The following is a 26961-nucleotide window of genomic DNA, read 5'->3' as shown; positions in this document are numbered from 1 at the left end:
AGAGCAGCCTTCCGCGGCCGCCACCTACGGCAAATTGCGATTGAAACCGGAACAAAAATTGCCAACATTTATCTGGATGTGAGACCACTTTGGATCGTTGGACATGCGTTCGATGGATCGATTGCTGCGGTTTTTCCTGGGCCAGTTCATCCGGCGTGGCTCAGTGACGTTTGCGATGACGAGCGGAGCGACCTTCACCTGCGGCGATGGCACAGGGAAGCCGGTCGCGGTGAGGTTTCTGACGAAGGAAGCCGAACGTCACCTGTTGCTCGACCCCGAACTTGCGCTGGGCGAAATCTACACCGATGGCGACTTCGTGGTCGAAATTGGGTCGATAACCGATCTTCTGGAAATCGTACTCGGTCAGCCGGATCTGGTGCCGCGCTGGTCGCGAGCCCGCTGGTGGCTCCGTTACCTGATCCGGCACTGGCAACAGTTCAACCCGCCCGAACGTTCGAAACGCAACGTCGCCAGTCACTACGACCTCGACGGGCGGCTGTACCGGCTCTTCCTCGACGCGGACATGCAATACAGTTGCGCCTACTTCGAGACGCCGGAGTCCACGCTCGACGACGCTCAGCTTGCCAAGAAGCGCCATCTCGCCGCCAAGCTGCTGGTCAAACCGGGCCATCGCCTGCTCGACATCGGTTCGGGCTGGGGCGGCCTCGGCCTTTATCTCGCGGAAATGACCGGCGCGAACGTCACCGGCGTCACCCTCTCCGAAGAACAACTCGGCGTCTCCAACGCACGCGCCGGCGAACTCAACCTGACCGACCGCGCACAATTCCGCTTGCAGGACTATCGCGAGACGCCCGGCCCGTTCGACCGCATCGTGTCGGTCGGCATGTTCGAGCATGTCGGTGTCGATTACTACGACACCTATTTCAAACGCTGCGCGGAACTGCTCACCGACGACGGCGTGATGATGCTGCATGCCATTGGCCGCCCGGAAGGACCCGGCATTACCAACCCATGGGTCGCAAAGTACATTTTCCCTGGCGGGTACATTCCCGCGCTCTCGGAAGTGCTGCCGGCCATCGAGCGCTCGGGACTTCTGGTCGCCGACATTGAAATCCTGCGGCTGCACTATGCCGAAACCCTGAAAGCCTGGCGCGAGCGTTTCCTCGCCCGGCGCGAGGAAGCCGCGAAGCTATACGACGAACGCTTTGTCCGGATGTGGGAATTCTATCTGGGAGCGTCAGAGATGTCGTTCCGCAAACAGAACAGCATGGTATTCCAGATCCAGCTCACCAGGAAGCAGGACACGGTTCCGATCACGCGCGATTACATCGCCCGCGAGGAAGAACGGCTGCGCGGTGTGGAGGCTACGAAGCGTCCGGCATTGCGGCTGGCGGGCGAATAAAGGCGTCTGGCTCAGGCATATAGACCGGTCAAGCCTCACACGGATGACAATCCAAGTTTCATTCGAAACAAGTTGTGTGAATCGTGCATAAGACCATATGGCGCTTTCACCCTGCCCTGCAGGGGTGCTTGATACGCGCCCCGCATTCGCCGAATTGGAAGCATACTTTCTCACGATGGCCATTACTGATTCGAACATTATCAAGCTCGCGCCGGACGCCGGCACGCCGGCCTACCGGGTTGCGCCTCATAATATCGAGGCCGAACAGGGACTTCTCGGCGCCATCCTGGTCAACAACGACGCATTTTACCGCGTCTCCGACTTCCTCGAGCCGAAGCACTTCTTCGAGCCGATCCATCAGCTGTTTTTCGAAACCGCAGGCAGCCTGATCCGCGCCGGCAAGATCGCGACGCCGGTCACGCTGAAGACCTTCGTTCCGGCGGAAACCGACATTGGCGGCATGACGGTCGCTCAGTACCTCGCCCGCCTCGCCGCCGAGGCGACCACCATCATCAACGCGCAGGATTACGGGCGCACCGTCTATGATCTGTCGATCCGGCGCGATCTCATTCGCGTCGGCGAGGACATGGTCAATGTCGCGTTCGATGCGCCGGTTGACTTTGCGCCGCGCGCGCAGATCGAGGACGCGGAAAAGAAGCTCTACGAACTCGCCGAGTCCGGACGCTACGACGGCGGCTTCCAGAAATTTTCGCGGGCGCTGACGACCGCCGTGGACATGGCCGCAGCCGCCTACAGCCGCGACGGCAACCTGTCGGGCCTCGCCTCCGGCCTGCGCGACATGGACACCAAGATGGGCGGTCTGCAGCCGTCCGACCTGATCATCCTTGCCGGACGCCCCGCGATGGGCAAGACGGCGCTCGCGACCAACATTGCCTTCAACATCGCGCGCAACTGGCGCGGCGAAGTGCAGGCCGACGGCCAGATGAAATCGGTCGACGGCGGCATTGTCGGCTTCTTCTCGCTGGAAATGTCGGCGGAACAGCTCGCCACCCGTATTCTGTCCGAGCGTACCGGTATTTCATCAAGTTCGATCCGCCGCGGCGGCATCAGCGAGCGGGATTTTGACAAGATCCGCGAGCACTCCATCGAGATGCAGAACCTGCCGTTCTATGTCGACGACAGCGGCGGCATCTCGATTTCGCAGCTCACCGCGCGGGCGCGGCGGCTGAAACGGCAGAAAGGTCTCGATCTTCTGATCATCGACTACATCCAGCTTCTGTCCGGATCGGGCAAGCGCTCCGACAACCGCGTGCAGGAGATCACCGAGATCACCACCGGCCTCAAGGCGCTGGCCAAGGAATTGAACGTCCCCATCATTGCGCTGTCGCAGTTGTCGCGTCAGGTCGAAAACCGCGACGACAAGCGCCCGCAGCTCGCGGACCTGCGCGAATCGGGATCGATCGAGCAGGACGCCGACGTGGTGCTGTTCGTGTATCGCGAGGAATACTATCTCCAGAGCAAGGAGCCGCGCCCCGGTACGCCCGAGCATGAAAAATGGATGCTCGACATGTCGCTGGTCCACGGCAAGGCCGAAGTTATCATCGGCAAACAGCGTCACGGCCCCACCGGCACCATCAACCTGCACTTCGATGCCAACGTCACGCGGTTCGGTGACCTTGCGCATGACGGCCAGGTGCCCGAACGATTTGGCTGATCGGACATACTTTCGCTTGCAAAGAGTGTGCTAGGGTGCGGTTCAACTGTTGAATCACACTGCGAACCTCTGCCCGAGCCAATGCCTCCTGCTTCCGATCTCAAGACCGCGACATCTGGCGCTACTGCGAATACCGCAGACGTGCGCATGCCTGCCAGCGCGACCGGCGTTCTGACCATCGACCTCGACGCCATCGTCGCCAACTGGCGCAAACTCGAAAGCCATGCGGTGCCTGCGGACTGCGCCGCCGTCGTGAAAGCCGACGCCTATGGCTGCGGCATCACGCCGGTGACCCGTGCGCTGGCCCGGGCAGGATGCAGGACCTTCTTCGTCGCCACACTGGACGAGGCGCGCGCGGTGCGTGAAGTCACTCCCACCTCCGCTATCTACGTGCTCGATGGATTTTTTCCGGGCTCCGGCGATCAGTTTGCGAAGATCGATTGCCGCCCGGTGATCGGCGACGCCACAGAACTCGCCGAGTGGGACGCGTTCCGCAAGACCAGCGGCTGGGAGGGTCAGGCAGCGATCCATATCGACACCGGCATGAACCGTCTCGGCTTCCGCGTTATGGAAGCGCAGGCGCTGCTGCCACGGATCAAGAACGGCAATCACGGCATTTCGCTGGTGATGAGCCACCTCACCAGCGCCGAGATGCTGCACGATCCGGCCAACGGACGACAGGTCGCGGCATTTCGGGAAATCGCGTCGCAGTTCTCCGGCGTTCCCGCCTCGCTGTCGAACTCCTCCGGCATTTTTCTGGGACCCCAATTCCATTTCGATCTGGTGCGTCCGGGCGCGGCACTCTACGGCGTCAATCCAACGCCGGAAGCCGATTCGCCGATGCTGCCGGTGGTCGATCTCAAGGTGCGCGTGGCGCAGGTCCGCAACATCGAGAAAGGCGAGCACGTCGGATACGGCGGCACCTGGACGGCGCGGCAGCCGACGCGGCTGGCGATCGTCACGGCAGGTTATGCCGACGGATATTTCCGTGCCGCAGGCAGCATCGATAACATGCGCAGCGCCGAAGTGATGGTCGCGGGCAAGCGCTGCCCGGTTGCCGGACGCATCTCGATGGACCTGATGGCGATCGACATCACCGCGATCCCGCCCGGAGCAACGCGGCGCGGCGCGCTGGTATCGCTTCTCAACAACGAGATCACCGTCGATGAACTCGCGCACCACTTCGGCACCATCGGCTACGAGGTGCTGACCAGTCTCGGCAAGCGATATACGCGCATCTACAAGGGCGGTGAGTAAAGGGCCAGCTCAAGTCACCCGCGGCTTGCGGGCATCAACTGTCAGCATATTCGATCGGCAGGCCAACCATTCCAGCCCCGCTGTCGAACACCACTTCCTCGACCAGGCTCGATCGCCAGGGGCACCAGTTGTTGTGCGGCAGAAATGCTCCGCCCACCTCGTCCAGGTGCTTTTCGACCTGCACAATGGAAGCCTCGCACACTTCCATCGCCCGTCCGAAAAACTCGATCGAAGCCGGATCGAGATGCCAGCTCCAGGGCCTGTTGTAAGATTTTGGCGTTTTGACGATCACGCCTCTTATGCTCGTACTCTCCGTGATCCTTCGCGACAGGATCGCGCGAGCCTTCTTTATTGTAGCTTCGTCGGTAATCTCGACCACAAAACAGCGATTGATAACTTCCTGAATGCATCTGAAAAATGCCATGCCAGAAATCCCTTGTTCAAATGTTGCAATGCTTGCATGGATGATCCTTCCACTTCAAGACTCCCCGATTCAACAATGAGATTTGAGAAAAGCCCCGAAGGGAACGCCGAATGCCGGACGTGATGGAGTTCAAACCCGGAAACTACAGGTTCATCGTCTCCCCGGGCGGGCCGTTCTCCAGCGGCGTTGCCGCGATGCCCGGTTACGCCTTGCGGCGCGTCCGTTTTGCGCATCCGATCCCGATGGCCGATGGCTTCGCCTTCATCAAGGCGCATCTTGAGCGGGAGGGCCGCCCCGTCACGGCGCTGGCCGCCTGTGAACTGCGCTCGCCTGCCGCGATGACCGTTCAGCAATTTCAGGCTTTCAACGGCGAATATCTGAAGACGCTGCATCAATGGGGCTGCAAGTCCGGCGACGTCAATCCGCTGGCGCGCAGCAACCTCGCACCGATCACCGAGGTCCCAACCGAAGCGATGTTCTTCGCCTTCACCTACACCGTTCCCGAAGCAAGCGCCTCGGGTGACTTCCTGATCTCGGGCAAGCCTGAAATCCGCGACGGCGTCACCACCGACCGCATCGTCGGCGGCCGCGACGTGTCGCTCAAAGGACTGGAGATCAAGGCACGCTTTGTCATGAACGCCATGCGCGAGCGCGTTGATGCGCTGGGATGCAGGTGGGACGATGTGACTGCCGCGCAGATTTATACCGTGCACGACATCCGTCCGTTGCTCGACACGGTCTTTGCCGAAGACAAGGTGAGCCAGATCGGTCTTGCCTGGTATCCGGCCTGGCCGCCGGTGATCGGCATGGAGTTCGAGGTGGACGTACGAAGCGTGCGGACCGAACTGGTGATCGACGCGCGCTGAGAAAAGAAAGCCGTCACCCTGTCGGTCTCTCGATGACCGCTACCCCTACTTCTTGCTCCGTTTCTTCAGCACCATGTTGCCGACCAGCATGAATTTCTGCGCGCGTTTTCCGGTGTCGACCTCGGTGGTGTAAATGTTGCCCTTGGAGTCCAGCGCGAGATTGTGAATCCAGTGGAAGTCGCCGGCCATGCGGCCGTTGCGGCCGAAGCGTCCGACAATCTGTCCGTTCTCGCGCTTGAGCGTGCGGACCTCATTGTTGGCGCCGTCGGCATTGATGAGAAATGACTGCGCCGGATCATTCCAGATTTCGAGATCCCACACCGAGCCGTTGGCCAGTGTTTGCTTCTCGATGAACATCTCCTTCACAAAGCTGCCGTCCTTCCTGAACACCTGAATGCGGTCGTTCTGGCGATCGCACACATAAACAAGTCCGTCCTTCGCGATACGCACGCAATGGACCGGGTTGGCGAACTGCTGTGATGGCGGTGCGTCCGGATTGTAGGCCCCCCTCCGTTCGTCTGTCGGCGGCTTGCCGTAGGCGCCCCACATCCGCTTGAACGCGCCGGTCTCGGAGTCGAACACGATGATGCGATGGTTGTAGTAACCGTCCGCGACATAGACCTCGTTCGCGGCAATATCGACCGTCATGTTCGCGGGGCGGCCGAGGCGCGTGGTGTCGCTGCTATTGGTCTGCAGACCGGACCTGCCGATCTGCATCACGAACTTGCCCTCGCGGGTGAACTTCAGAATCTGGCCGTCGTTTTCGCCGTTGCCCGCGAGCCAGACGAAGCCCTTCGCGTCGATATAGATGCCGTGCTCGTTGGTCGGCCAGTCGTAGCCCTCGCCCTTGCCGCCCCACGCCTTGATCAGATTGCCTGCCTGATCGAACTCCATCACCGGCGGCGCTGGCACGCAGCATTTCGTGCGCGGCGGGTTGAAGCTTGCCGCCTTCTCGTCATCGGTCAGCGTACGCGGCCGCTGCAACACCCAGATGTGATCCTGCGCATCGACGGCGACGCCTGCGGCCTGCCCCATGATCCAGTTGTTGGGCAGCGGCTTCGGCCATTGCGCATCGACCTGGAATTTCGGCGCATCGGCGGCCTGAACCGCACTCGCGAGGATGAGGCCGGCAACGGCGGCAATCCATTTCATGGCGTCACTCCCTTTGCCGCGTCTTGCCGGTAGCCGGTCAAGCGTGGTCGTTGTTTTGTTGTCCCGGCGCATGTGAGATGTCGCCTCCCGCCGGCCGCCCGAGACGATAGTCCCTTCCGAAGGTAACCCGCTATCGGTCCCGGGCGCTGATATGGGTTGACTTTTCTACGCTTTTTGTGAACAAAAGAGGAACATACGATTCCCCTCGCTCTGACGCTGGCAGGCCCGATCCATGGCGAAGAACGCCCTCTCCTTCGTCTGCCAGAATTGCGGGGCCGCCTACAATAAATGGCAGGGCAAGTGCGAGTCCTGCGGAGAATGGAACACGCTGTCGGAGGAAGACACCACCGGCGCGACGTCCATGCCCGCGAATTTGCGCCCGAAGCGCAAGGGGCGTCCCTTCGCGCTGGAAAGCCTCACCGGATCGAGCCCGGAAGCGCCGCGCCTGTCGTCCGGAATGGGAGAACTCGACCGCGTTACCGGCGGCGGCTTCGTGCGCGGCTCGGTGCTGCTGGTCGGCGGTGATCCCGGCATCGGAAAGTCGACCCTGCTGACTCAGGCCACCAGCCTGATGGCCCGCGCGGGACATCGCGTGGTCTACATTTCCGGCGAAGAAGCCGTCGCGCAGGTCCGTCTTCGCGCCGCGCGGCTCGGCCTCGCCGATGCGCCCGTGCAACTGGCCGCGCAGACCTCCGTCGAAGACATCATCGCCACGCTGTCGGAAGGAACGCCGCCGCGCCTCGTGGTGATCGACTCCATCCAGACCATGTGGACCGATACTGTCGAATCCGCGCCCGGCACGGTGACGCAGGTCCGCGCGTCGGCGCAGGCGCTGATCCGTTTTGCGAAGAAGTCCGGTGCGGCGCTGATCCTCGTCGGCCATGTCACCAAGGACGGCCAGATCGCAGGCCCGCGCGTGGTTGAACACATGGTCGATGCGGTGATGAGCTTCGAGGGCGAAGGCTCGCAGCAGTTCCGCATCCTGCGCGCGGTGAAGAACCGTTTCGGCCCCACCGATGAAATCGGCGTATTCGAGATGACGGGCCTCGGCCTGCGCGAAGTCTCCAATCCATCGGAACTGTTCCTGTCCGAGCGCGATCTCGGCAGCCCCGGAACGGCCGTGTTTGCCGGTCTTGAAGGCACACGTCCGGTGCTGGTCGAATTGCAGGCGCTGGTCGTTCCCACAACGCTCGGAACGCCGCGCCGTGCGGTGGTCGGCTGGGAATCCAGCCGCCTGTCGATGGTGCTGGCGGTGCTGGAGGCGCATTGCGGGGTCAAGCTGTCCGGCTACGACGTCTATTTCAACGTCGCCGGCGGCCTGCGGATCAACGAGCCCGCGGCCGATATGGCGGCCGCGGCGGCGCTGGTGTCGTCGCTCGCCAACGCGCCGCTTCCGGTCGATGCGGTCTATTTCGGCGAAATCTCGCTGTCGGGCGCGGTGCGTCCGGTGGCCCAGACCTCAGCCCGTCTCAAGGAAGCAGCCAAGCTCGGTTTCGGCCGTGCCGTGCTGCCGGAAAACGCACGCGGCGATACCGGCGGCGACGCCGGATTGTCGCTCAATTCGGTGGGCTCGCTCACATCGCTGGTGGCGGACATTGCGGCGAAGGGCCGTAAAGCCACAGGTGTGGTGAAAACCGCCGCTTCAGGCTGAATCAGGCCTGTTGAGAACGTGACGCTGGCGTGACCGGCGGCTATATAGCCCGCGACGTTGCAACGGCTGCCCGATTGCACCCGCTACGGATCGTTAACCGCAACGGGCGATCCATAAGAGCGATGCAGTTTTGCCGTTGATGTCTGGGTTTTTGCGGGTTCCCGGCCCTTGCGGGACGTGCGATATGGCCGTCAGCTATCCGGACCCGAGACAACCCGATTCGGGTTTTAGAAACTGAAAGCGGATCTGACCAGCCGATGCCGATAACGCTTCTCGACATTATCGTTCTTGCCGTGATGCTGTTGTCTGGCCTTCTGGCGATGATCCGCGGCTTCATGCGCGAGATTCTGTCGATCGCGGCCTGGGGCGCCGCTGCGTTGACCACGCTCTACGCCTATCAGAAGCTGCTGCCGACTGCGAAAACCTACTTCAACAACGAGACCGTCGCGGCGGTGGCCGTCGTCGCCGGCGTGTTCATTCTGACGCTGATCGTGGTGTCGATCATCACCGTCCGCATCTCGGACATGATCCTGGATTCGCGGATCGGCGCACTCGACCGCACCCTCGGCTTCCTGTTCGGGCTCGCGCGCGGACTTTTGATCATGGTGGTGGCGTTTTTGTTCTTCGCCTGGCTGGTGCCGGACAAACAACAGCCAGATTGGGTCCGTAATGCCAAGTCGCGGGTGATGTTGCAGGGAACCGGCGATTGGCTGATGGGCCTCTTGCCTGACGACCCCGAGAACACCATCTTGAAGAGGTTCAAGAAAAAGGGCGACGAGGAGCAGACCGATGCTGCTCCCGAACCGCGCACAACGGCAACGGTGGGGAACGACGGCGGGTACGGGAAAACAGCCCGTGACGGCATGAAACAGTTGATCGAAGGCAAAGCCGCAGGACGCTAGATTCAGTTCTAGTCCTGCCTCAGACAAGGGCGCGGTGGACCATATGAAAACCCCTTCCGGCGATCACTCCACTCCCCCCTCCAAATCCGACTACGACCTGGATGACGATCTGGACAAGGATCTGAACGGCGACACGCTGCGCGAGGAGTGCGGCGTGTTCGGCATCTTCGGCCATCCCGAAGCCGCGGCAATCACCGCCCTCGGCCTCCACGCCCTCCAGCATCGCGGACAGGAAGCCGCCGGCATCGTCACCTACGACGGCCACCGCTTCCATTCCGAACGCCGCCTCGGCCTCGTCGGCGACACCTTCTCCCGCGCCGAAGTGATCGAACGCCTTCCCGGCAACATGGCCGTCGGCCATGTCCGCTACTCCACCACCGGCGGCACCATCCTGCGCAACGTGCAGCCGCTGTTCGCCGAACTCAATGCAGGCGGCTTTGCCGTCGGCCACAACGGCAATCTCACCAACGGCCTGACGCTGCGGCGCGAACTGGTCCGCCACGGCGCGATGATGCAGTCGACCACCGACACCGAGGTGATCCTGCATCTGGTAGCGCAATCGAAGCGCGGCCGTTTCATCGAGCGCTATATCGAAGCTCTTCGCGCCATCGAAGGCGCCTATGCGCTGGTGTCGCTGACCAACAAGAAGCTGATCGGCGCGCGCGACCCGCTCGGCATCCGCCCGCTGGTGCTCGGCGAACTCGACAACTGTCCGATCCTCGCCTCCGAGACCTGCGCGCTCGACATCATCGGCGCGAAGTATGTCCGCGACATCGAGCCCGGCGAAGTCATCGTGTTCGACGAGAAGGGCACGGAAATCCACAAACCGTTCCCGCCGCAGCCGCCCCGCCCCTGCATCTTCGAATACATCTATTTCTCGCGCCCCGACTCCATCGTCGGCGGCCGCTCGGTCTACGAAGTCCGCAAGGCCTTCGGCGCGCAGCTCGCGCGCGAAAGCCACGTCGATGTCGACGTGATCGTGCCGGTGCCGGATTCCGGCGTCCCCGCGGCCGTGGGCTATAGCCAGCACTCGGGGGTGCCGTTTGAGCTTGGCATCATCCGCAACCACTATGTCGGCCGCACCTTCATTCAGCCGACGCAGAGCGTGCGTGAACTCGGCGTGCGCATGAAGCACGCGCCCAACCGCGCCGCCATCGAGGGCAAGCGCATTATCCTGATCGACGACTCGCTGGTGCGCGGCACCACCTCCAAGAAGATCGTGCGCATGATGCGCGACGCCGGCGCGAAGGAAGTCCATTTCCGCCTCGCCTCGCCGCCGATCGTCAATCCGGACTACTACGGCATCGATCTGCCGGACCGTGGCGGACTTCTGGCGGCGACCCATACGCTTGAGGAAATGCGGCAGATCATCGGCGCGGACTCGCTGGCGTTCCTGTCGATCGATGGCATGTACCGCGCGATGGGATTCGCTGAGCGCGATCCGGCCAATCCGAAGTTCGCGGATCACTGCTTCACCGGCGCCTATCCGACCCACCTCACCGACCAGACCCAGGTCGAACAGCCGCAGCACCAGCTCTCGCTGCTGGCGGAAGCGAGCTAAGCCGTCTCCATCTTCGCGTGTTGTGTGCCGTAACAATCGGGACATGAGGAGAGCGGAAGCGTTTCCGCTCGCGGGTGGTCATGCGTGGCCGAGCGGTCAGCGGCTCACGATCAAATCCGCTCCCCCAGACATCGTTCTCGTCGACTGCATGATGGTCACATCCGCCACGCGTCGCGCTTGAACTGCTGCCGGGCGCAGAGACACCGGCCGGATGATGAGGCGGTCGAGATCATTGCAATTCTGCCGCTCGACGAACCTGACCGCGAACCCGTCTGGCAGAAGCCTGACCACGCGGCCGATGCAGGATCCAACGGCCAGCGGCGTTCCGACCTCCGGCTGCAACTGGGCCGAGACTGCTGCGCCCGAAGCCGACATGTCGATCACAAAGCATTCCTGGATGTTGCCGTCGGCCAGGGTCAGCGTGGAATGCGAACTCGCGGGAATAATTCGCGCATCCTTCCTTTCGTCGGAAATACTGGGGTCCTTCTGCTTCTTCTCCAGCCAGGTGAGCTTGCTCGCAAACTTTTCACGCAGCGCGCGAACCATCTCCAGCTCGACCAGAAAGCCGCCCGCGACCGTGTCAGTGATGGAGCCGTCGAACGTGCCGAAGTCGCGGAAATAGGATGTGACGCGGTCGCCGACCTTGCCGACCACCGGCACCTCGACCATCATCCGGAACGGTGAAACGCGGGTTGTCCGGCATGCGAAGGTGCGTAGCCGCCCCTGCGGATCATACCAGTTTGGAAGTTTATAATTACCGCCAACTATGACCTTGACGGCTCGCTGCTTGAGAAACTCTTTGACGGACAAAGCGTGATCCTCGCGATAAAGCCTGCTGGCTCTAATACGCTGAACTTTACGAGGAAATGACCCGAAAGGCGGAATTCATCTCTGCGGTTATCCGCAACCTGCAAATGAGTCTTCAATTTTCAACAAATTGCGCACAATCGCCGAACAACTAGGCGGACAGCGTGCGCGCCAGCCACACCGTTAGTCCTCCGCAGGACTGATCCTCGACGACATGCTGCACGGTTGAAAAGCCGTGCGCGGCGAGCAGCGCCTCATATTCCGCCGTGTCGAGGCTGGCGTGATAGAGCGCCTCGCCCTGATACGAGCCGATCGCCTCGCCGGCACGCGGCCCGCTGGTGAACATCAGCGCTGCGCCCGGACCGGCGTGATCCGCAAAAATCCTGAACATCTTGCGCTGATCGTCCGGCGTCAGATGGAAGAAGCTGTTCCAGGCAACGACACCGCCGAAACGGCGCGCAAGGGAGACTTCGCGCATGTCGCCCGCGATCCACGTCTCATCTGGAAAGCGCGAGCGGCACAGCCCGATCAGCGTCGGCGCTGAATCGACACCGGTGACGCGATGCCCGGCCTCGATCAAATAGCGTGCGATCGGCTCGCCCGACCCGCAGCCGAGATCGAGTACGTCCGCACCGTCCGGCATGACATCCCTGAAGCGCTCGAACCAGGCGCGCTCCACCAGCCGGTTGCCGCGATCCCGATCGAATGCCGTGGCGTGACGCTCATACAGCCCGCCAATTTCTGTCGACGACGCATGCCACTCGAGCGGCCGCGCCATGAAGCGGGCGTCGTCGCCATAGCTGCGCAACCCGGACTCCAGCAGCGGATCGTGCACCGCTTTAAATCCCTGACGTTGCCAGAAGCCTGCAGAGCCGTTGACCGCTATCAGTGACATGTCGGGCAGACCGCAGGCGGAGGCATGATCCGCGAGCCAAGCGACGACGCTTGTTGCCGCGCCGGTGCCCTGCACTTCCGGCGCCAGCGCAAGATCGTGGATGTAGAACGTCGATGGCTGCGGCGGCAGTCCGCCAAGCAGCGCGTTCAGCGACGGCGGTTCCAGATGCCGCCATGGATGGCTGACGACATAGGCGACCAGACCCTGCTCGCCCTCCAGCACCCGGCAACCGTCCGGATAAAGCCGCAGCCGCTCGGCAAATACCACTTCATCCTCCGGATAGTCCGGATGAATGCAGCTAGCGAGAGCATTGACGGCCGGAAGATCGGCCTCCGACATGGGGCGCCAGCGGCCCGCCCGGGAATGAAGCGTCGAACTCATGGCGTCCCTGTACCATGCCTTGCCCGGCTATACTCCGGTCTTTTGGCATTCCGGCCTTGTGCCACGCGACGGCCCCTTTAAAAGACTGCTCACGCTGGCCGCCCAATCCGGCCGTTACGAAAAGGATGCCTTTCGGATGCCCGTTGATCTCTCCGCCCGCATCGCCCTCGTCACCGGCGCATCGCGCGGCATCGGCTACGCCACGGCGCGCGCGCTGGCGCGAGCCGGCGCGCACGTCATTGCGGTGGCGCGAACACAAGGCGGCCTCGAGGAGCTGGACGATGCCATCCGCGCCGACGGCGGCAATGCTACGCTGGTGCCGCTCGACATGACCGACCTCGACGGCATCGCGCGCCTTGGTGCCGCACTGAACGAACGCCATGGCAAGCTCGACATTCTGATCGGCAATGCGGGCGTCGCGGGTACGTCCTCGCCGCTCGGTCACACCGATCCGAAATTCTGGGACAACATGTTCGCGGTGAACACCACCGCAAACTTCCAGCTGATCCGCTGCATGGAGCCGCTGCTTCAAAAATCCGACGCGGCGCGCGCGGTGTTCATCACCTCCGGCATCGCTCACAAGGCTACCGCCTATATGGGGCCCTATGCCGCATCGAAGGCCGCGCTCGATGCGCTCGTGCGCGTGTGGGCGAACGAGACCGCAACGACACCGATCCGCGTCAACCTGTTCAGCCCCGGACCGATCCGCACCCGCATGCGAGCCACTGTGATGCCCGGAGAGGACCCGATGATCCTCGACACACCGGAACAGGCCGCAGAATTCATTGTGCCGATGTGCGCACCGTCCTGGACCGAGACCGGAAAGTTCTTCGACTACCCGTCGAAGACGCTCAAGAGCTTCCGCACGCCGGTCGAGTAACGTCCGCCACAAGGCCCTGCGGTTGACACTCCTCACGTCCCCCTGTTCAATTTGCGCAAGCTCGCACAAAGAGGCTGGCGCATATTTGAGGGGAAACGGAATGGCATTGAAAATTGCGGCCGCAATCGCTGCTCTCGCGCTCGTTAGTACATCGGCATTGGCAGGCGATCCCAGCGGCACGTGGCTGCGCGACACCGGCGCATCGAAGGTCAAGATCGGCTCGTGTGGCGGCGGCGCGTATTGCGGCTCGCTTGTGTGGCTCAAGCCGGGCGTCGAAACGCCCGCCAAGGTCGGCCAGCGCATTTTCTACGACATGAAACCGGACGGCACGGATGCGTGGAAGGGCTCCGCATTCAATCCGGAAGACGGCAAGACCTATGCCGGCAAGATGTCACTCTCAGGCGGCACGTTGACAACAGCAGGCTGCGCCATGGGCGGAATGATCTGCAAGTCCTCGACATGGACACGGGCGAACTAAGCCGCCGGTGAATCAGAATCGCTCCATTTTCCAGATGGCGGAGGATCGACATGGACGCGACCGACAAGCTGTTCTCGGGATCAATTCCCGAGATCTACGACAGGCTTTTTGTTCCTCTCATTTTTCAACCTTATGCAAACGACCTCGCCGAGCGGATCGCCAAGGTCGATCCCGCAAATGTGCTTGAGACCGCTGCCGGAACGGGGGTCCTGACGCGAGCCATGGTATCGCGGCTTCCCGCCCGGACCCGGATCGTGGCAACCGATCTCAATCAGCCGATGCTCGATCATGCCATGGCGAAGCAATCTCACCCCGGCCGGGTCACATGGCGGCAGGCCGACGCGCTCGCCCTGCCATTCGGAAATCAGGAGTTTGACGTCGTTGCCTGCCAGTTCGGCGCGATGTTCTTTCCCGACAAGGTCAAGGGTTTCAGCGAAGCCCGCCGTGTCCTGAAACCGGGCGGCCATTTCTTCTTCAATGTATGGGACCGGATCGGCAACAACGAATTTGCCGATGTCGTGACCGCGTCACTGGCCACGTTATTTCCGCAAGACCCGCCGATGTTCATGGCCCGCACGCCGCACGGCTACCACGATGTTGCGAAAATACGCGGTGAGCTGGCCGCTGCGGGCTTCACCGGCATTTCCCCTGAAACCGTCAACCACAAGAGCAAAGCTGCATCACCGCGCGACGTTGCGATCGCCTACTGTCAGGGAACACCGCTCAGAAACGAAATCGAGACGCGCGATGCATCGCTGCTCGAAAAGGCGACGGAGGTCGCGGCGGACGCGCTGGCGCGCCGATTTGGAAATGGACCGATCGACGGCCTCATCCGGGCTCATGTCATCACCGCCACGAATTGAATTAGCGAACGAACGACATCATACGCCGGATCATGTAGTCGACGTTGCCATAATGATGGTGGCGGCGGCCACGTGCGCGGCGCGGCGTATCCGCGTCGTTGCGGGCGATGGCGTTTTCATCCAGGGCGCTCATCCGCTTCGGGCCGATGGCATCGAAGCTCGCCTTCTGCTCGTCGTTGAGCGATCCATAGAAACTGTCCAGCGGCGTGCGGACGGTCTTCACCGCCTGCAGCATGGTATCGAGCCGCTTGCCGACAGCCGCGAGCCGCGCGGGCGGCGTGTTCGCATTCTCCGACACGCAGGATGATTTCAGCATGTCCGATGCCTTGGCTGCGGCGCTCTGGAGAGCTTCCAGTCCCTTGCGCTGATCGTCAGTCGGCTTCACCGCCTGATCGATCATCGCGCTCGGCCAATCGGTCACGCCGGGCTGTGACACATCACAGCTCGGCCGCGCCGTCGCCATGGTCTGTCCGGACCGTGCGGGCCGTTGCCGCTGCGCGAGCGCGTTGAACTTCGCCTTCTGCTCGTCGCTGAGAAGCCCGTAAAACTTCTCGAGCGGCGGCTGCACGGTTTTCACCGCTGCCACCATGGCCTCGATCCGCTGCTGCATCACCGCAAGGCGACGCGGCGCCGTCAGCGCAATGTCAGTCGGGCAAGTGGCCTTGATGTCCTGCCCGGCTTTCTGCGAAGCGTTGGCGAGATCGTCGAGCGCCGCGCGCTGCGCCGCATCAGGCGCAAGCGCTTTCTGGATCGCGTCGATCGGCAATCCGGCGATGTCGCGGCTGTCCTCGCCGCACATTTGTGTCAGGCTGACACGATCATTCGGATCGGCCGAGGCAAAGGACTCCCGGCCCCTCCCGCTCCGCGCGGCATAACCTGGCAGATAGCCGGAGTAGCCGATCAGATCGTCGTAGCCGTAAGGCGCGAAGATGCCCGCGTAGATGTCGGGATATCCATAGTCCCAGAAGGCCACGTCGTAGTCGTAGCCCCACAGCGAGTAACCGTAGATGTCATAGAAGGCGAACGGCCAGAACACCGGCCCCACCCATCCGAAACCGCCGTGACGGTGACGCCACCAGCCATGATTTCCATGCCAGCCCGCCGTCGCCAGACGTGTTGTGACGAGCGCGCGGGTTGCCGGGTTACGAAGCGCGCTGGTGTTGCGCAGGGCCCGGTTGACCGGACGGGCGTGGAACGCATTCCGCACTGCGTTTGCATTGCGGGTGTTTCGAACGTTCAGCGCTCTTGTGCTCGAGGTCCCCATTGCGTTGCGAGCAACGGCGCCGCGAGACGAGTTGAACCGCGCGCTGCGGTTGAATTGCCGATTGTGGACGGCGTAGGACCGCCCACCCCGGTAGCTCGGCCGGGAAAATGAACGGGACATATACGGCCGGGCGTGGAAGGCATGTCCGCCGCCCATCCGGACGCCGCCGCCACGGAACGCCGCGCCACCACCGCGGAAGCCTCCGCCATGGAAGCCGCCCCCACGAAAACCACCGCCGCCGCCGTGGAAGCCGCCACCTCCGCCCCGGAAACCTCCGCCTCCGCCGCCATGGCCGCCGCCGGGCCTTGCTGAGGCGGCGTCATAGGCCGCGAGGAAAAACAGCGCGCCGAAAACCAGCGCAAGGAGCGTAATGAATCCTGACCTGACAATCGGCATGGCACCCTCCGCTGCAACGGACAACGGGAGCCGCACATGCGGGTCCCGACGGCGCGAAACCTGAATCAATCCATTAAGTGATAAATTGTTCCGTCTGCCGGAATCTCAAGACTTCCGCTTCGCTTTATGTGCGAACGGATTGTCCTTCTCCCGCAGCGTGATGCGGACCGGAGTGCCGGGCAGTTCGAAGTAACTGCGCATGCTGTTGATCAGGTAGCGCAGGTAGGATTCCGGGATCGCGTCCGAGCGCGAGCAGAACACCACGAAGCTCGGCGGACGCGCCTTGGCCTGTGTGATGTAGTTGAGCTTGAGCCGCCGGCCCGACACCGCCGGCGGCGGATTGGTCTGGACCGCCTGCTCAAACCAGCGATTGAGCGATGCAGTCGAGATACGCCGGTTCCAGACACCGTAGGCGTCCTCGATAGCGCTCATCAGCCTGTCGATGCCCTCGCCCATCATGCCGGACACCGCGACGATGGGCGCGCCGCGCACCTGCGGCAGCCAGTGGTCGGCATCCTCGCGCAGCCGGGCGATCTGGTTCGGCGCGCGCTCCATCAGATCCCATTTATTGACGGCAATCACGAGGGCGCGGCCTTCCCGCTCGATCAGATCGGCGAGCCGCAGGTCCTGCTCCTCGAACCTGTTCTGCGCATCCATCATCAGCACGACGACTTCCGCGAAGCGGACCGCGCGCAGTGCGTCCGAGACCGAAAGCTTTTCGAGTTTGTCCTCGATGCGCGAACGCCGCCGCAGGCCGGCGGTGTCGAACACGCGAAACTCGCGGCCCTTCCACATTACGTCGACGGCAATGGAATCGCGCGTGGTGCCGGCTTCGGGGCTGGTCAGCAGCCGTTCCTCGCCGAGCAGGTAATTGATCAGCGTTGATTTGCCCGCATTGGGTCGTCCAAGGACGGCGACGCGGATCGGGCGCGTCGACAGGTTCTCATCCTCGCCGTCCACGTTCTCGAACGAGTCCGGATCATCCTCGTTCTCATCGGTTTCGGCCGGCTCCGGCATCAGCACGCGTAGCGCGTCGTAAAGATCGCTGAGCCCTTCGCCGTGTTCGGCGGAAATCGGGATCGGATCGCCGAGCCCGAGCGCGTAGGATTCCATCGCGCCCGCTTCGCCGTGCTTCCCCTCGCTCTTGTTGGCGACCAGCACCACCGGCTTGTTGGCGCGGCGTGCGAAGTCCGCGAAGGCGCGATCGGTCGGCGTCAGTCCCGCGCGTGCATCGATCACGAACATCAGTGCGTCGGCCAGCGCGATCGCCGCTTCGGTCTGCTCCTGCATCCGCGCGGTCAGCGAGCCCTTCGGGCCTTCATCGAGACCGGCCGTGTCGATCAGGGTGAATTCGAGATCGCCGAGACGCCCGTCCCCCTCGCGGCGGTCGCGCGTCACACCCGGCTGGTCATCGACAAGCGCCAGCTTCTGCCCAACCAGCCGGTTGAACAGGGTCGACTTGCCGACATTGGGCCGGCCGATGATAGCGATGGTGAAGGACATGGGTGATCCGTTCGCCCTTTACGGACCTCGTGTCAATAAAGGGATCAAAATGCGCAGCCCAAAGGACCGCGCCGGGAGTCTAAATCAGCGCGCGAAGCCCCCGCTTGGCAGTGGCGCAGGGAATGAGGATGGCGCCTGCTGCTGGGGCGCAGCATGCTGCGGCGCTGGCGCGGCCTGCGCTGCAGGCTCGGGATCGGGCTCCGGCGCCGTAATGCGGGTTCGCTTTGGCTTCTTCATCTTCGGCGCAGCCGCGCCGGGCTCATCCACCGGCTGCGGGAACGGTTCAGCCTCCCGCGTTGCGGACTTGCGCGATTTGGCCTTCGGCTCCGGTGCAGGCGGCGGGGTCTCGGCTACCGGCGGCGGCGGATCCTGGCGGGAGCCCTTGTACATGTCCCTTGGCACGCCCTGCTCGACGCCCGGCACGCCCTCGGGAAATACCGGCCTGCGCTCGCCGGGAATCTTCTTCTTGGTGTCGAACCAGTCCATCAGATCGGTCGGATCGAAATTGCCGCTGGAGCAGCCGGCAAGCGCGAGCGACATCGCGGCAAGAATGGTGGCGGCAATCAGGCGTTGCGGACGGCGCATCGATGTCTCGCTTCAGCTTTTCGCGGCGGGCGGCAGCAAGGCCTGCAACGCCTCGGCGCGGCTGCGCATACTCGCCGGCGTGCGCGCATCGTTGCCGATCATGTCCAGCCACTGACGGGCAGCCGTCGCATCGTTGGCCCGGTAGGCCGACAGCGCCAGCAACTCGCGGGCGGTATGCCGGAAGGTCCGGCCCTCGCCGGTCGCCGGCTCAAGGCGCTGGCGCATCTCCGCGTAGGGTTCACTTTCCATCAGCAGACCGGCAGCGCGAATACGCGCGAGATCCTGCTGGGACGCAGAGACGGCGGGATCGGCCGCAATGGCGTCGTACAGCTTGGCAGCGGCCTTCGGATCGGCGGCAGCGGCATCCGCAGCGGCGCGCAGACGCGCCAGCACGCGATAGCCCTTGGAGCCGTCGGCTACGATCTTGGCGAAGGCAGCCTCGGCCTCGCTCTTCTTGCCCTCTTCGGACAGCGTGATCGCAGCCTCGAAGGCGGCCCCGGCCTCGGCGGCCTTCTTGGCCTCCAGATACTGGTATCCGCGCCAGCCGCCGACCGCCGCAATGATCAGAATCGCTCCCGCGATGATGAAGATCGAATAGCGCTCCCAGAGCTTCTTGAGCTGCTCCCGGCGCAAGTCCTCGTCGATTTCATTAAATATTTCAGACACTTAATTGTCCCGCCCGGTCTGTTTTGAAAGAGCTGTGGCCGCACCACCCGCCGCGCAGCCGCCGCGGCTTCCCCGATGTGACGCGGCGATACAGTACCGGTATGGCGACTGCAAGGCAAAGTCAGCCGGATCAAAGTGTTAACACTGTTTTGGAGGCCCCCTCGGCGGCATCGTTGCTTTGCCCCGACCGGCTGCTACAACCCGTCAACTCTCGGGAGAATCCATGACACACAGCTTTTCGATCAACGACGACGTCCATCATCAAAGTCAGGGACCCCAGGGCCGCGCCCAGAAAATCCAGTCGAACGTCTACACCATCGTCGGCTGCATGCCGATCGAGGCGGATGGACGCGTGCGATATCGCATCCGAAGCAAGACCGAGAACATCGAGCGGATCGTGACCGAAGAGCAGCTCAGCCGCTCCCAATAAGTCTGGCTGCTTCCGTGCGACAGCGTTACGCCGTCGCACTCTCCGCCGCACCCGTCACATCTCGCCCGCGCCTCAGATCGGACGGCGTACAGCCGTAGCGCTTGCGGAAGACCCGGTTGAAATAGGAAATATCGTTGAAGCCGCATTTCAGCGCCATCGCGCTGATGGACTGCGCGCGGTTGTCGGGATCGAGCAGCATCCGCGAAACATATTCGAGTCGGGTTTCGAGAACGAAGGCCGTGAACCTCGTTCCTTCGGCCGCGAACAGCTTCCTGACATAGCTCGACGAAATACCCTGATGCGCAGCGATGTCGGCCAGACACAGCGCGGGATTATCAATCTCTGAAACGATAAACGCCTTGATCGCGCCCAATCGTGAGCTGCGCGTCGGGAAAAAATAACCGTCCATGCAATCCATCCACCCTTGGGGCGATGCCCGCCCAAGGGTGTGTCGCTGGATAGACACAGCCGGTTCAAATCGGGGTGCGGGTAGCGTTTAGTCCAAGGACGTGCCGCGCAGTCCAAGACTCGCGTTCTCCGCACTCCTAGGTTCGCGCCACGATGATTTGCGCCGTCGAACCGGGACTGTTCGCTGACAATGAACACAGCCCGGACGGCTGGGCAGATGAATTCATTCAGATCATACGGAGAAAATTATGAGAAAGCTTTTTGCTGCCGCAGCGTTGATTGCAGTGACGTCGGCATCGGCATCGGCGGCTGATCTCGGACCGCGTTACACCAAGGCGCCGGTCATGGCGCCAGTGTGGAGCTGGACCGGCTTCTTTATCGGCGGTCATGTCGGCGGCGGCTGGAGCGATGGCGACGCGACCGCGACTGTCTCGGGATTTGGTCCCTTTGACACCGCCAGACTGGGCGGCAACGGCAGTGGCGTCGTTGGCGGCGGCCAGATCGGCTACAACTGGCAATTCGCGCCGAACTGGGTGCTCGGCATCGAAGGCGACATTTCCGGAACGGGAATTCGCAAGTCGAGCTCAGCACCCATCACGCTCGGCGGAGCGCCGATAGGCGCAGCGTTTACGCACGAGGCTGAGCGCAACATTGACTGGATGGCAAGCGTACGCGGCCGGTTCGGCTATGCTGCGGATCGCTGGCTTGTGTATGTGACCGGCGGCGCTGCCTGGGCCGACATTAACTACCGCACCAACCTCACCGGATTCGGACTTTTCAATTCCGGCAACTTCAACACGACCAAATCGGGTTGGACTGTCGGCGGCGGCGCTGAATATGCATTTGCCAACAACTGGACCGCGCGGCTCGAATATCTCTATTACGATTTCGGCTCGGAGGCGGTGTCGAACGTGTCGGTTGTGGCCCCGCCTCTCGCGTACAACACCACTTTCAGCACAAAGGTGAATGTCGTCCGTGCAGGCGTGAACTACAAGTTCTGAGTCCTTGATGGCGCGGCCTCACGGTTGCGCCATCAATTCTTTTCTCCAGTTTCGAAACTCAGGTCCGGTGCACTGCGCCGGGCTCTTTCATTTCGTTCGCGATGCACGCGCTATCGCGCGCACGCCCTGAATCAAGACGGGCGAACTGCGCGAAAACGCATTTCAAAATGCGCCAGTACCGCTGACCTAACCTCTTCAAATTGCTGGCGGAACGTGACTTGTTGGTGACAGTCATCGGCTGCTTTTTGTGATGGAATTTTCTTAAGGGCATTTCCGGCTCGACTGCCAAACTCAGACATTTTTTTGGGGAGTGCATCATGCGGAAATTACTTAAGACGACGGCCTTCGCGGCCCTCACAATCAGCAGCGCATCTCTAGCCTACACAGTCAGTGCATCTGCCGCGGACATGGCTCCGCGATACAAAGCCCCTCCGCCGATTGTTGCTCCTGTGTGGAGCTGGACCGGCTTCTACGCTGGCGTCCATGTCGGCGGCGGCTGGAGTGACTCCGACATCACCCAGAGAAACGATCTCTTCCCGGGATTTGATACAGCCTCATTCGGCAACGGCAACCAGGCAGGCGTGGTGGGTGGCGGCCAGATTGGTTACAACTGGCAGTTCGCACCCAACTGGCTGCTCGGCATCGAAGGCGACTTCTCCGGCACGGGCATCCGCAACAACAACACCCGTCCAATCACCGCGGGCGGCGTTCCGATCGGCCCCTTCGGCTTCAACCATGTCGCGGATCAGAACGTTAATTGGCTGGCCACCATTCGCGGCCGGCTCGGCTGGGTTTGGGATCGCTGGCTGATCTACGGCACCGGCGGCGGCGCCTTCGCCGACGTGGACTATCGCACCGACTACACCGGCTTCGCAGTGAACAACCCTCTCACAACAAGCCGAACATTGTCCGGCTGGGTTGCAGGTGGCGGCGTGGAATACGCAGTCTCGAGCAACTGGATGGTGAGAGCTGAGTATCTCTACTACGACCTTGGCAACGAAACGGTTCTCAATCCAACGAGTGCGCCGGGATTCAACCTCGTGACCACGTACGACAATCGATTCCATGTCGTCCGGGCAGCCGTGAACTACAAGTTCTAAACGGTAACGGCGCGGCTTCACAGCCGCGCCGCTTTGCTATCCGAATCTCCAGTTTTCAAACTCAAGCCCGGCCCGATGCGCCGGGCTTTTTGCTAAACAACTGTTCGTACGTATCAGCCCTTGGGCTTGATGCCGTAAACATGCTCCGGCCCCGGAAATGCGCGCGAGCGCACTTCCTTCGCATAATCCTGAATCGCGGCCTCGATGCCCGGCCCGAGATTGCCGTAGCGCTTGACGAACTTCGGCACCCACGGCGAAAGCCCCAGCATGTCTTCCAGCACCAACACCTGACCGTCGCAGGCATTGCTGGCGCCGATGCCGATGGTCGGGATCGAGACAATCTCCGTGATGCGGCGGGCCAGCGGCTCGGCCACCGCTTCCACGACAATCGAGAATGCGCCGGCCTGCGCCACCGCGCGCGCGTCATCCTGAAACGGACCGCTGCCGTTCTCGCCCGCAGCGATCTTGATCGCCTCGTCCTTGCCCTGCGACTTGAAGCTGCCAAGCGTGTTGATCGACTGCGGCGTAAGACCGATATGTCCCATCACCGGGATGCCGCGCGTGGTGAGGAACTCGATGGTCTCCGCCATGCGCACGCCGCCTTCCATCTTTACGGCGCCGCAATGGGTTTCCTTCAGCACGCGCGCCGCGGAGTGGAACGCCTGCTCCTTCGAAGCCTCATAGGAGCCGAACGGCATATCGACCACGACGAGCGCCTCTTTCGAGCCGCGCATCACCGCGCGGCCTTGCAGGATCATCATGTCGAGGGTGACCGGCACCGTGGTCTCGAAGCCGTGCATCACGTTGCCGAGCGAGTCGCCGACAAGGATAACGTCGCAATAGCGATCGACCAGCGCCGCGGTGTGCGCGTGATACGACGTCAGCATTACGATCGGATCGCCGCCCTTGCGCTTGAGGATATCGGGCGCGGTCTTGCGCTTCACCGCTGTCTGCACGGACATGTCTTAAGCTCCAATCACAGGGACGCCGATTACGAGAGGATGGAATGCGAAGGCCAGCGCGGCATAGACCACGACGCCAACCGCAACCGCGATCAGATCGTTGCCGACGCCGCCGACCGGAATCGGCGGCGCACCGGGATCCTCGCGGCGCTTGAGCGAAATGCGGTCGTATACCGCCCATGCCAGAACCGACCCGAACAGGATGATCGATCCGAGATCGCCGTTCGCGAGAAGATGCAGCAGCGCCCACAGCTTCACGCCGGCCAGCATCGGATGCTTCACCGTCGTATAGATGCGGCCACGGATATAGGATGCCACCACAAGGATCACCGCAGGCAGCATCAGCGCCCGCGCAAGGTGGCGCAGCGCGACCGGCGGATACCACACGTTGATCCACCCGGTGGCGCGATAGACGCTGAAGCCCCACGCGATCAGCGCGAGCCCTGCGAACGACACCAGCGCATAGAGAATTTTGTAACCGCCCTCGCCGAGCCGCGCGATCGCGGCGGCGCGCGGACCGCGCAGCGTGGTCAACGTGTGGACGCCGAGAAACAGCGCCAATCCGGCGATGAGGATCAACAAGCCCATCTGCCCGCCCCTCCCTTTTCCGCTCTGCTCGCAGCGGTTTTCAGCACCGCCTTCCGAGACATTCCACCGCGCGCGGGACCCTGTTAATGTCCGGCGGCATCGTGCCCCGGTATCACTTTTAGGGTGCGGCGCGCAATGCCGCTTCTGCATCGCAACCCTGCTACAAGTTCTTTCCGGCCCAATGAAATCCCTTGCAATCGCTACGCTCGCGCTGGTTCTCGCAGCGCCCGCCTTGAAGGCCCATGCGGCCGAGCCAGCCTGGCCGCCGAAAATCGTGAGAATCATTGTGCCCTATGGACCGGGTTCGACGCCGGATCTGGTGGGGCGGATTGTCGCCGACGATCTTCAGGCGCGCCATCCCGGTGCGAGTTTCATTGTCGAGAACAAGCCCGGCGCAGGCGGTAACATCGGTACCGATGCCGTCGCCAAGGCCGCGCCCGACGGCGCGACGCTCGGGATCAGTCTCGGTGGCCCGCTCGCCATCAACACCCTGCTGTTTTCGAAACTGCCTTACGATCCCGCCAGGGACATCGCGCCGGTGACGATGCTGACTTCGCTGCCGAGCGTGCTTGTCGTGCCCACGAGTCTCAACGTCAATTCAGTGGCCGAGTTTCTGGCGATGCTCCAGCGTAAGGGAACGCCGCTGGCCTTCGGCTCGATCGGCGCGGGCTCGCTGTCGCACCTGACCATGGAAGCGATCGCGCAGCGCGCGGGCGCCACCATGGTGCACATCCCCTATGGAGGCTCGCCGCAGGCGGTGACCGCCGTGATCCGCGGCGACGTGCAGGCCGCGTGCCTCCCCGCCATTGCGGTGACGCCGCAACTCGCGGGCGGTCAGGTGAAGATCCTCGCGGTCGCGACCGCGCAACGCTCCCGTTTCCTGCCCGATATTCCAACGCTGAAGGAAAGCGGCATCGACGTGGAATCCGACGCATGGAATGCGCTGATCGCGCCTGCCGGCACGCCGCCCGCCTTCGTCGCGCAGATCAATGACGAAGTGCACGATGCGCTGACCAAGCCCAGCGTGCGCGAGCGGCTGGAAACGCAGCTGATCGAACCGGCGCCCTCGACGCCGGGCGCGTTGCGCGATCGGATGGACGCCGAGATCAGGCTGTGGTCCGATGTCATCAAGCGCGGTGACATCAGGATCAATTGATACCCGCAACGCAGAACAAGAAAATCCGGGAAGGAAGAACGCCATGAACGCCCCTGCCACCGTCGCCTTCGAGCGCAGCCACGACATCGTCATCAATGCCCCCGCCAAAGCGGTGTTCGACTACGTCACCAATCCGCAGTCCTGGCCGGAATGGCTGGCGGCGTCGCACCATATCGACAGCGAAAACCGTCCGCTCGATACCGGCGAGCTGTTCCACGAGAAATGGCACATCCGCTCGGGTGAAGTGTCGCTGAACTGGATCGTGCGCGCCTGTGTCAGCCCGAAGCTGTGGATCGTGCAGGCCGAGACCGACTTCATCGGCCCTATCGTCGTTCAGTACACCTGCGAGGATGTGAGCGGCGGCACGAAGTTCACCCGCACCCTGCGCAATCCCGCACGCAAAAAGCCGCCGACCGACGAGCAAATCGCCAACATGGATGCAGAAGCCGCCATCGGCCTCGGCAATATCAAGGCGAATGTCGAGAAGCGGGTGAAGTGAAATCATCTCGCTCGCAGCGAAGCCAAAGCGTTCAGCAGCTACGAAAAATAGAAATCCCAAGAAATAAAATAATCCACGACTGTTCTAGCGATCATTCCACATGCTCCAAGAATGGCAATTCTGTGCTGATCGAGAAACTGCTTTCCGTACTTAATCATCACAAACAGCAAAATACTCGTAACGACGTTTAGCGCGATCCACTTCCAGATCGTGCTAACGCCCTGATCGTTAGCATGCTGAATGGCTGAAAATCCCCATCCCGAATCGACCAGCAACAAGGCCAATACCGTTTGGTAGAAATATCGCCATCGATTCTCAGATAGATTACGCGACATAACGAAGAACAACGCTGACTCTGCCATAAAAGCGATGCCGTCAATTATGAGAAAGCCCGCAGAGATGTTTTGTGAAGCAGCACCTCCATAGGTATGCAACAAGTATCGATTCATGCCTTGATAGAATGGGAGGATCAGAGAAAGAAAGGTGACAAGCGCAAGGACACGATCCCATCGTATATCCCCGACTTCGAAGCCTTGAGTGCCTTCTCTTTCTGTAACGCATTGTTTGAGCGCTTCACCTAATGCAAGTGCCAGAACGATTGAGAATGGGAATATCGTGAACGTCTCTAGTACTGTCTTTCCCACAGCAAACCTCTCGAAAAAAGATACCGTGCTAAAATTCTTTAGTTCTTCTTCACCAAAGCCCACATCGCATCACCAATATCCGACGACTTTGTAACAACCGTTCCTCCACTAGAACGAATAAAGTATTCGACTTGCAAATTTACCGAGCTACCTTCGTTGTCGGCCGACAGACGAAAGTCACCTCGATAACCCATAATCTTCTTACCTCGCGCATATGCGTATCCAATCTCCGCCGCAGTCCCGCTATCAACATCTGTTCCATCCAATACTGCGAGGACGACGTCGCAGCTATCGATAGTTTCCTGATTGGTTTTGCCTATCACTGCATTCAGCGCCTTCCATGCATCGATGCGAGCCGAACCGATTGGCATGGCTTGAATTTCTCGAATCTTACTCAGATCGACTAGATCAAACGGATTAATCACCTGAAACCCGCGATTCGTAAGTTCGGGCAAAAGCACTCGACGAATGAATTCAGATCCAGCCTCTGAGAACCCGAGTGGGTTTGCAAGGTACACCCGGTTGGGTTTGGCTACTTCTGCATGTGTCATGACAAAGCTGATGATCCATAAGCCGTGACCTGCACCCCTGAAACGCCCCCGAT

General features: G+C 61.9%; 28 protein-coding genes. 15 read left to right on the top strand and 13 right to left on the bottom strand.

Features of this window, described 5'->3' with window-relative positions:
- The first annotated feature begins 112 nt into the window (after positions 1 to 112).
- The 3 genes from I554_RS0115680 (at position 113) to alr (ending at position 4295) form a co-directional block, all read left to right on the top strand.
- Complete coding sequence (locus I554_RS0115680) at positions 113 to 1363, top strand: cyclopropane-fatty-acyl-phospholipid synthase family protein (protein WP_024577520.1); 1251 nt, start codon at positions 113 to 115, stop codon at positions 1361 to 1363.
- Positions 1364 to 1538: 175 nt separating this feature from the next.
- On the top strand, positions 1539 to 3038 hold the full coding sequence (locus tag I554_RS0115675) for a replicative DNA helicase (RefSeq protein ID WP_024577521.1): 1500 nt from the start codon (positions 1539 to 1541) through the stop codon (positions 3036 to 3038).
- Positions 3039 to 3119: 81 nt separating this feature from the next.
- On the top strand, positions 3120 to 4295 hold the full coding sequence (gene alr / locus I554_RS0115670; RefSeq protein WP_024577522.1) for an alanine racemase: 1176 nt from the start codon (positions 3120 to 3122) through the stop codon (positions 4293 to 4295).
- Between the two features lie 34 nt (positions 4296 to 4329).
- Here the strand turns inward: alr and I554_RS0115665 are convergent, their stop codons facing one another.
- The gene (locus I554_RS0115665) at positions 4330 to 4719 is read right to left on the bottom strand and encodes a hypothetical protein (RefSeq protein WP_024577523.1); all 390 of its coding nucleotides are present in this window, start codon (positions 4717 to 4719) and stop codon (positions 4330 to 4332) included.
- 110 nt (positions 4720 to 4829) lie between these two features.
- On the opposite strand from I554_RS0115665, the gene I554_RS0115660 reads away from it, so the two are divergent.
- A complete protein-coding gene (locus I554_RS0115660) occupies positions 4830 to 5585 on the top strand; it encodes a hypothetical protein (RefSeq protein WP_024577524.1) in 756 nt (251 codons plus the stop codon).
- 45 nt (positions 5586 to 5630) lie between these two features.
- Here the strand turns inward: I554_RS0115660 and I554_RS0115655 are convergent, their stop codons facing one another.
- The gene (locus I554_RS0115655; RefSeq protein ID WP_024577525.1) at positions 5631 to 6737 is read right to left on the bottom strand and encodes a hypothetical protein; all 1107 of its coding nucleotides are present in this window, start codon (positions 6735 to 6737) and stop codon (positions 5631 to 5633) included.
- 232 nt (positions 6738 to 6969) lie between these two features.
- On the opposite strand from I554_RS0115655, the gene radA reads away from it, so the two are divergent.
- The 3 genes from radA (at position 6970) to purF (ending at position 10851) form a co-directional block, all read left to right on the top strand.
- Positions 6970 to 8388 (top strand): DNA repair protein RadA, encoded by a 1419-nt coding sequence (gene radA, locus I554_RS0115650; protein WP_024577526.1) that lies wholly within the window; start codon positions 6970 to 6972, stop codon positions 8386 to 8388.
- 257 nt (positions 8389 to 8645) lie between these two features.
- Positions 8646 to 9290 (top strand): CvpA family protein, encoded by a 645-nt coding sequence (locus tag I554_RS0115645; RefSeq protein WP_024577527.1) that lies wholly within the window; start codon positions 8646 to 8648, stop codon positions 9288 to 9290.
- A gap of 43 nt (positions 9291 to 9333) precedes the next feature.
- A complete protein-coding gene (gene purF / locus I554_RS0115640) occupies positions 9334 to 10851 on the top strand; it encodes an amidophosphoribosyltransferase (RefSeq protein WP_024577528.1) in 1518 nt (505 codons plus the stop codon).
- A gap of 96 nt (positions 10852 to 10947) precedes the next feature.
- Here the strand turns inward: purF and I554_RS0115635 are convergent, their stop codons facing one another.
- Together I554_RS0115635 and I554_RS27780 are read right to left on the bottom strand one after the other, a co-directional pair.
- Entirely contained in the window at positions 10948 to 11661 is a 714-nt protein-coding gene (locus I554_RS0115635) for a PilZ domain-containing protein (RefSeq protein ID WP_024577529.1), read from the bottom strand.
- A 148-nt stretch (positions 11662 to 11809) separates the two neighbouring features.
- Positions 11810 to 12934 carry a bifunctional GNAT family N-acetyltransferase/class I SAM-dependent methyltransferase gene (locus tag I554_RS27780; RefSeq protein WP_343205812.1) on the bottom strand — a complete coding sequence of 375 codons (1125 nt, stop codon included), beginning with the start codon at positions 12932 to 12934 and terminating at the stop codon, positions 11810 to 11812.
- A gap of 136 nt (positions 12935 to 13070) precedes the next feature.
- Between I554_RS27780 and I554_RS0115625 the strand changes: the two genes are divergently transcribed.
- The 3 genes from I554_RS0115625 (at position 13071) to I554_RS0115615 (ending at position 15155) form a co-directional block, all read left to right on the top strand.
- Entirely contained in the window at positions 13071 to 13814 is a 744-nt protein-coding gene (locus I554_RS0115625) for an SDR family oxidoreductase (RefSeq protein WP_024577531.1), read from the top strand.
- Positions 13815 to 13914: 100 nt separating this feature from the next.
- Positions 13915 to 14292, top strand: a complete 378-nt coding sequence (locus I554_RS0115620; RefSeq protein ID WP_024577532.1) for a DUF2147 domain-containing protein — start codon at positions 13915 to 13917, stop codon at positions 14290 to 14292.
- A gap of 50 nt (positions 14293 to 14342) precedes the next feature.
- Entirely contained in the window at positions 14343 to 15155 is an 813-nt protein-coding gene (locus I554_RS0115615; protein ID WP_024577533.1) for a methyltransferase domain-containing protein, read from the top strand.
- Between the two features lies 1 nt (position 15156).
- On the opposite strand, the gene I554_RS0115610 is transcribed toward I554_RS0115615, so the two are convergent.
- The 4 genes from I554_RS0115610 to I554_RS0115595 all read right to left on the bottom strand — a co-directional run bounded on the left by I554_RS0115610 (position 15157) and on the right by I554_RS0115595 (position 19569).
- Entirely contained in the window at positions 15157 to 16815 is a 1659-nt protein-coding gene (locus tag I554_RS0115610; RefSeq protein ID WP_024577534.1) for a Spy/CpxP family protein refolding chaperone, read from the bottom strand.
- Positions 16816 to 16920: 105 nt separating this feature from the next.
- A complete protein-coding gene (gene der, locus I554_RS0115605) occupies positions 16921 to 18318 on the bottom strand; it encodes a ribosome biogenesis GTPase Der (RefSeq protein ID WP_024577535.1) in 1398 nt (465 codons plus the stop codon).
- Positions 18319 to 18402: 84 nt separating this feature from the next.
- Positions 18403 to 18903 (bottom strand): hypothetical protein, encoded by a 501-nt coding sequence (locus tag I554_RS0115600; protein ID WP_024577536.1) that lies wholly within the window; start codon positions 18901 to 18903, stop codon positions 18403 to 18405.
- A 12-nt stretch (positions 18904 to 18915) separates the two neighbouring features.
- On the bottom strand, positions 18916 to 19569 hold the full coding sequence (locus I554_RS0115595) for a tetratricopeptide repeat protein (protein ID WP_024577537.1): 654 nt from the start codon (positions 19567 to 19569) through the stop codon (positions 18916 to 18918).
- A 223-nt stretch (positions 19570 to 19792) separates the two neighbouring features.
- Between I554_RS0115595 and I554_RS0115590 the strand changes: the two genes are divergently transcribed.
- Positions 19793 to 19999 carry a hypothetical protein gene (locus I554_RS0115590; RefSeq protein WP_024577538.1) on the top strand — a complete coding sequence of 69 codons (207 nt, stop codon included), beginning with the start codon at positions 19793 to 19795 and terminating at the stop codon, positions 19997 to 19999.
- Between the two features lie 25 nt (positions 20000 to 20024).
- Here the strand turns inward: I554_RS0115590 and I554_RS0115585 are convergent, their stop codons facing one another.
- Entirely contained in the window at positions 20025 to 20408 is a 384-nt protein-coding gene (locus I554_RS0115585) for a helix-turn-helix transcriptional regulator (protein ID WP_024577539.1), read from the bottom strand.
- Positions 20409 to 20655: 247 nt separating this feature from the next.
- Here I554_RS0115585 and I554_RS0115580 point away from each other — a divergent pair, with 247 nt between their 5' ends.
- Both I554_RS0115580 and I554_RS0115570 read left to right on the top strand, forming a co-directional pair.
- Positions 20656 to 21408, top strand: a complete 753-nt coding sequence (locus I554_RS0115580; protein ID WP_024577540.1) for an outer membrane protein — start codon at positions 20656 to 20658, stop codon at positions 21406 to 21408.
- Positions 21409 to 21725: 317 nt separating this feature from the next.
- Positions 21726 to 22508, top strand: coding sequence for an outer membrane protein (locus I554_RS0115570; protein WP_024577542.1), 783 nt, complete (start codon positions 21726 to 21728; stop codon positions 22506 to 22508).
- Between the two features lie 113 nt (positions 22509 to 22621).
- On the opposite strand, the gene panB is transcribed toward I554_RS0115570, so the two are convergent.
- On the bottom strand, positions 22622 to 23470 hold the full coding sequence (gene panB / locus I554_RS0115565; RefSeq protein ID WP_024577543.1) for a 3-methyl-2-oxobutanoate hydroxymethyltransferase: 849 nt from the start codon (positions 23468 to 23470) through the stop codon (positions 22622 to 22624).
- A 3-nt stretch (positions 23471 to 23473) separates the two neighbouring features.
- On the bottom strand, positions 23474 to 24058 hold the full coding sequence (locus I554_RS0115560) for an NnrU family protein (RefSeq protein ID WP_024577544.1): 585 nt from the start codon (positions 24056 to 24058) through the stop codon (positions 23474 to 23476).
- A gap of 181 nt (positions 24059 to 24239) precedes the next feature.
- On the opposite strand from I554_RS0115560, the gene I554_RS0115555 reads away from it, so the two are divergent.
- Together I554_RS0115555 and I554_RS0115550 are read left to right on the top strand one after the other, a co-directional pair.
- A complete protein-coding gene (locus I554_RS0115555) occupies positions 24240 to 25214 on the top strand; it encodes a tripartite tricarboxylate transporter substrate-binding protein (protein WP_024577545.1) in 975 nt (324 codons plus the stop codon).
- A 43-nt stretch (positions 25215 to 25257) separates the two neighbouring features.
- Positions 25258 to 25713 (top strand): SRPBCC family protein, encoded by a 456-nt coding sequence (locus tag I554_RS0115550; RefSeq protein WP_024577546.1) that lies wholly within the window; start codon positions 25258 to 25260, stop codon positions 25711 to 25713.
- A 38-nt stretch (positions 25714 to 25751) separates the two neighbouring features.
- Here the strand turns inward: I554_RS0115550 and I554_RS0115545 are convergent, their stop codons facing one another.
- A complete protein-coding gene (locus I554_RS0115545) occupies positions 25752 to 26357 on the bottom strand; it encodes a hypothetical protein (RefSeq protein WP_024577547.1) in 606 nt (201 codons plus the stop codon).
- Between the two features lie 38 nt (positions 26358 to 26395).
- Positions 26396 to 26961: nucleoside 2-deoxyribosyltransferase (locus I554_RS0115540; protein ID WP_024577548.1), on the bottom strand; the 566-nt coding region annotated here is incomplete at its 5' end.

It is taken from the genome of Afipia sp. OHSU_II-C1 (assembly GCF_000497575.1).
Lineage (GTDB): Bacteria > Pseudomonadota > Alphaproteobacteria > Rhizobiales > Xanthobacteraceae > Afipia.
This window is presented reverse-complemented; position numbering and strand designations above follow the sequence as displayed.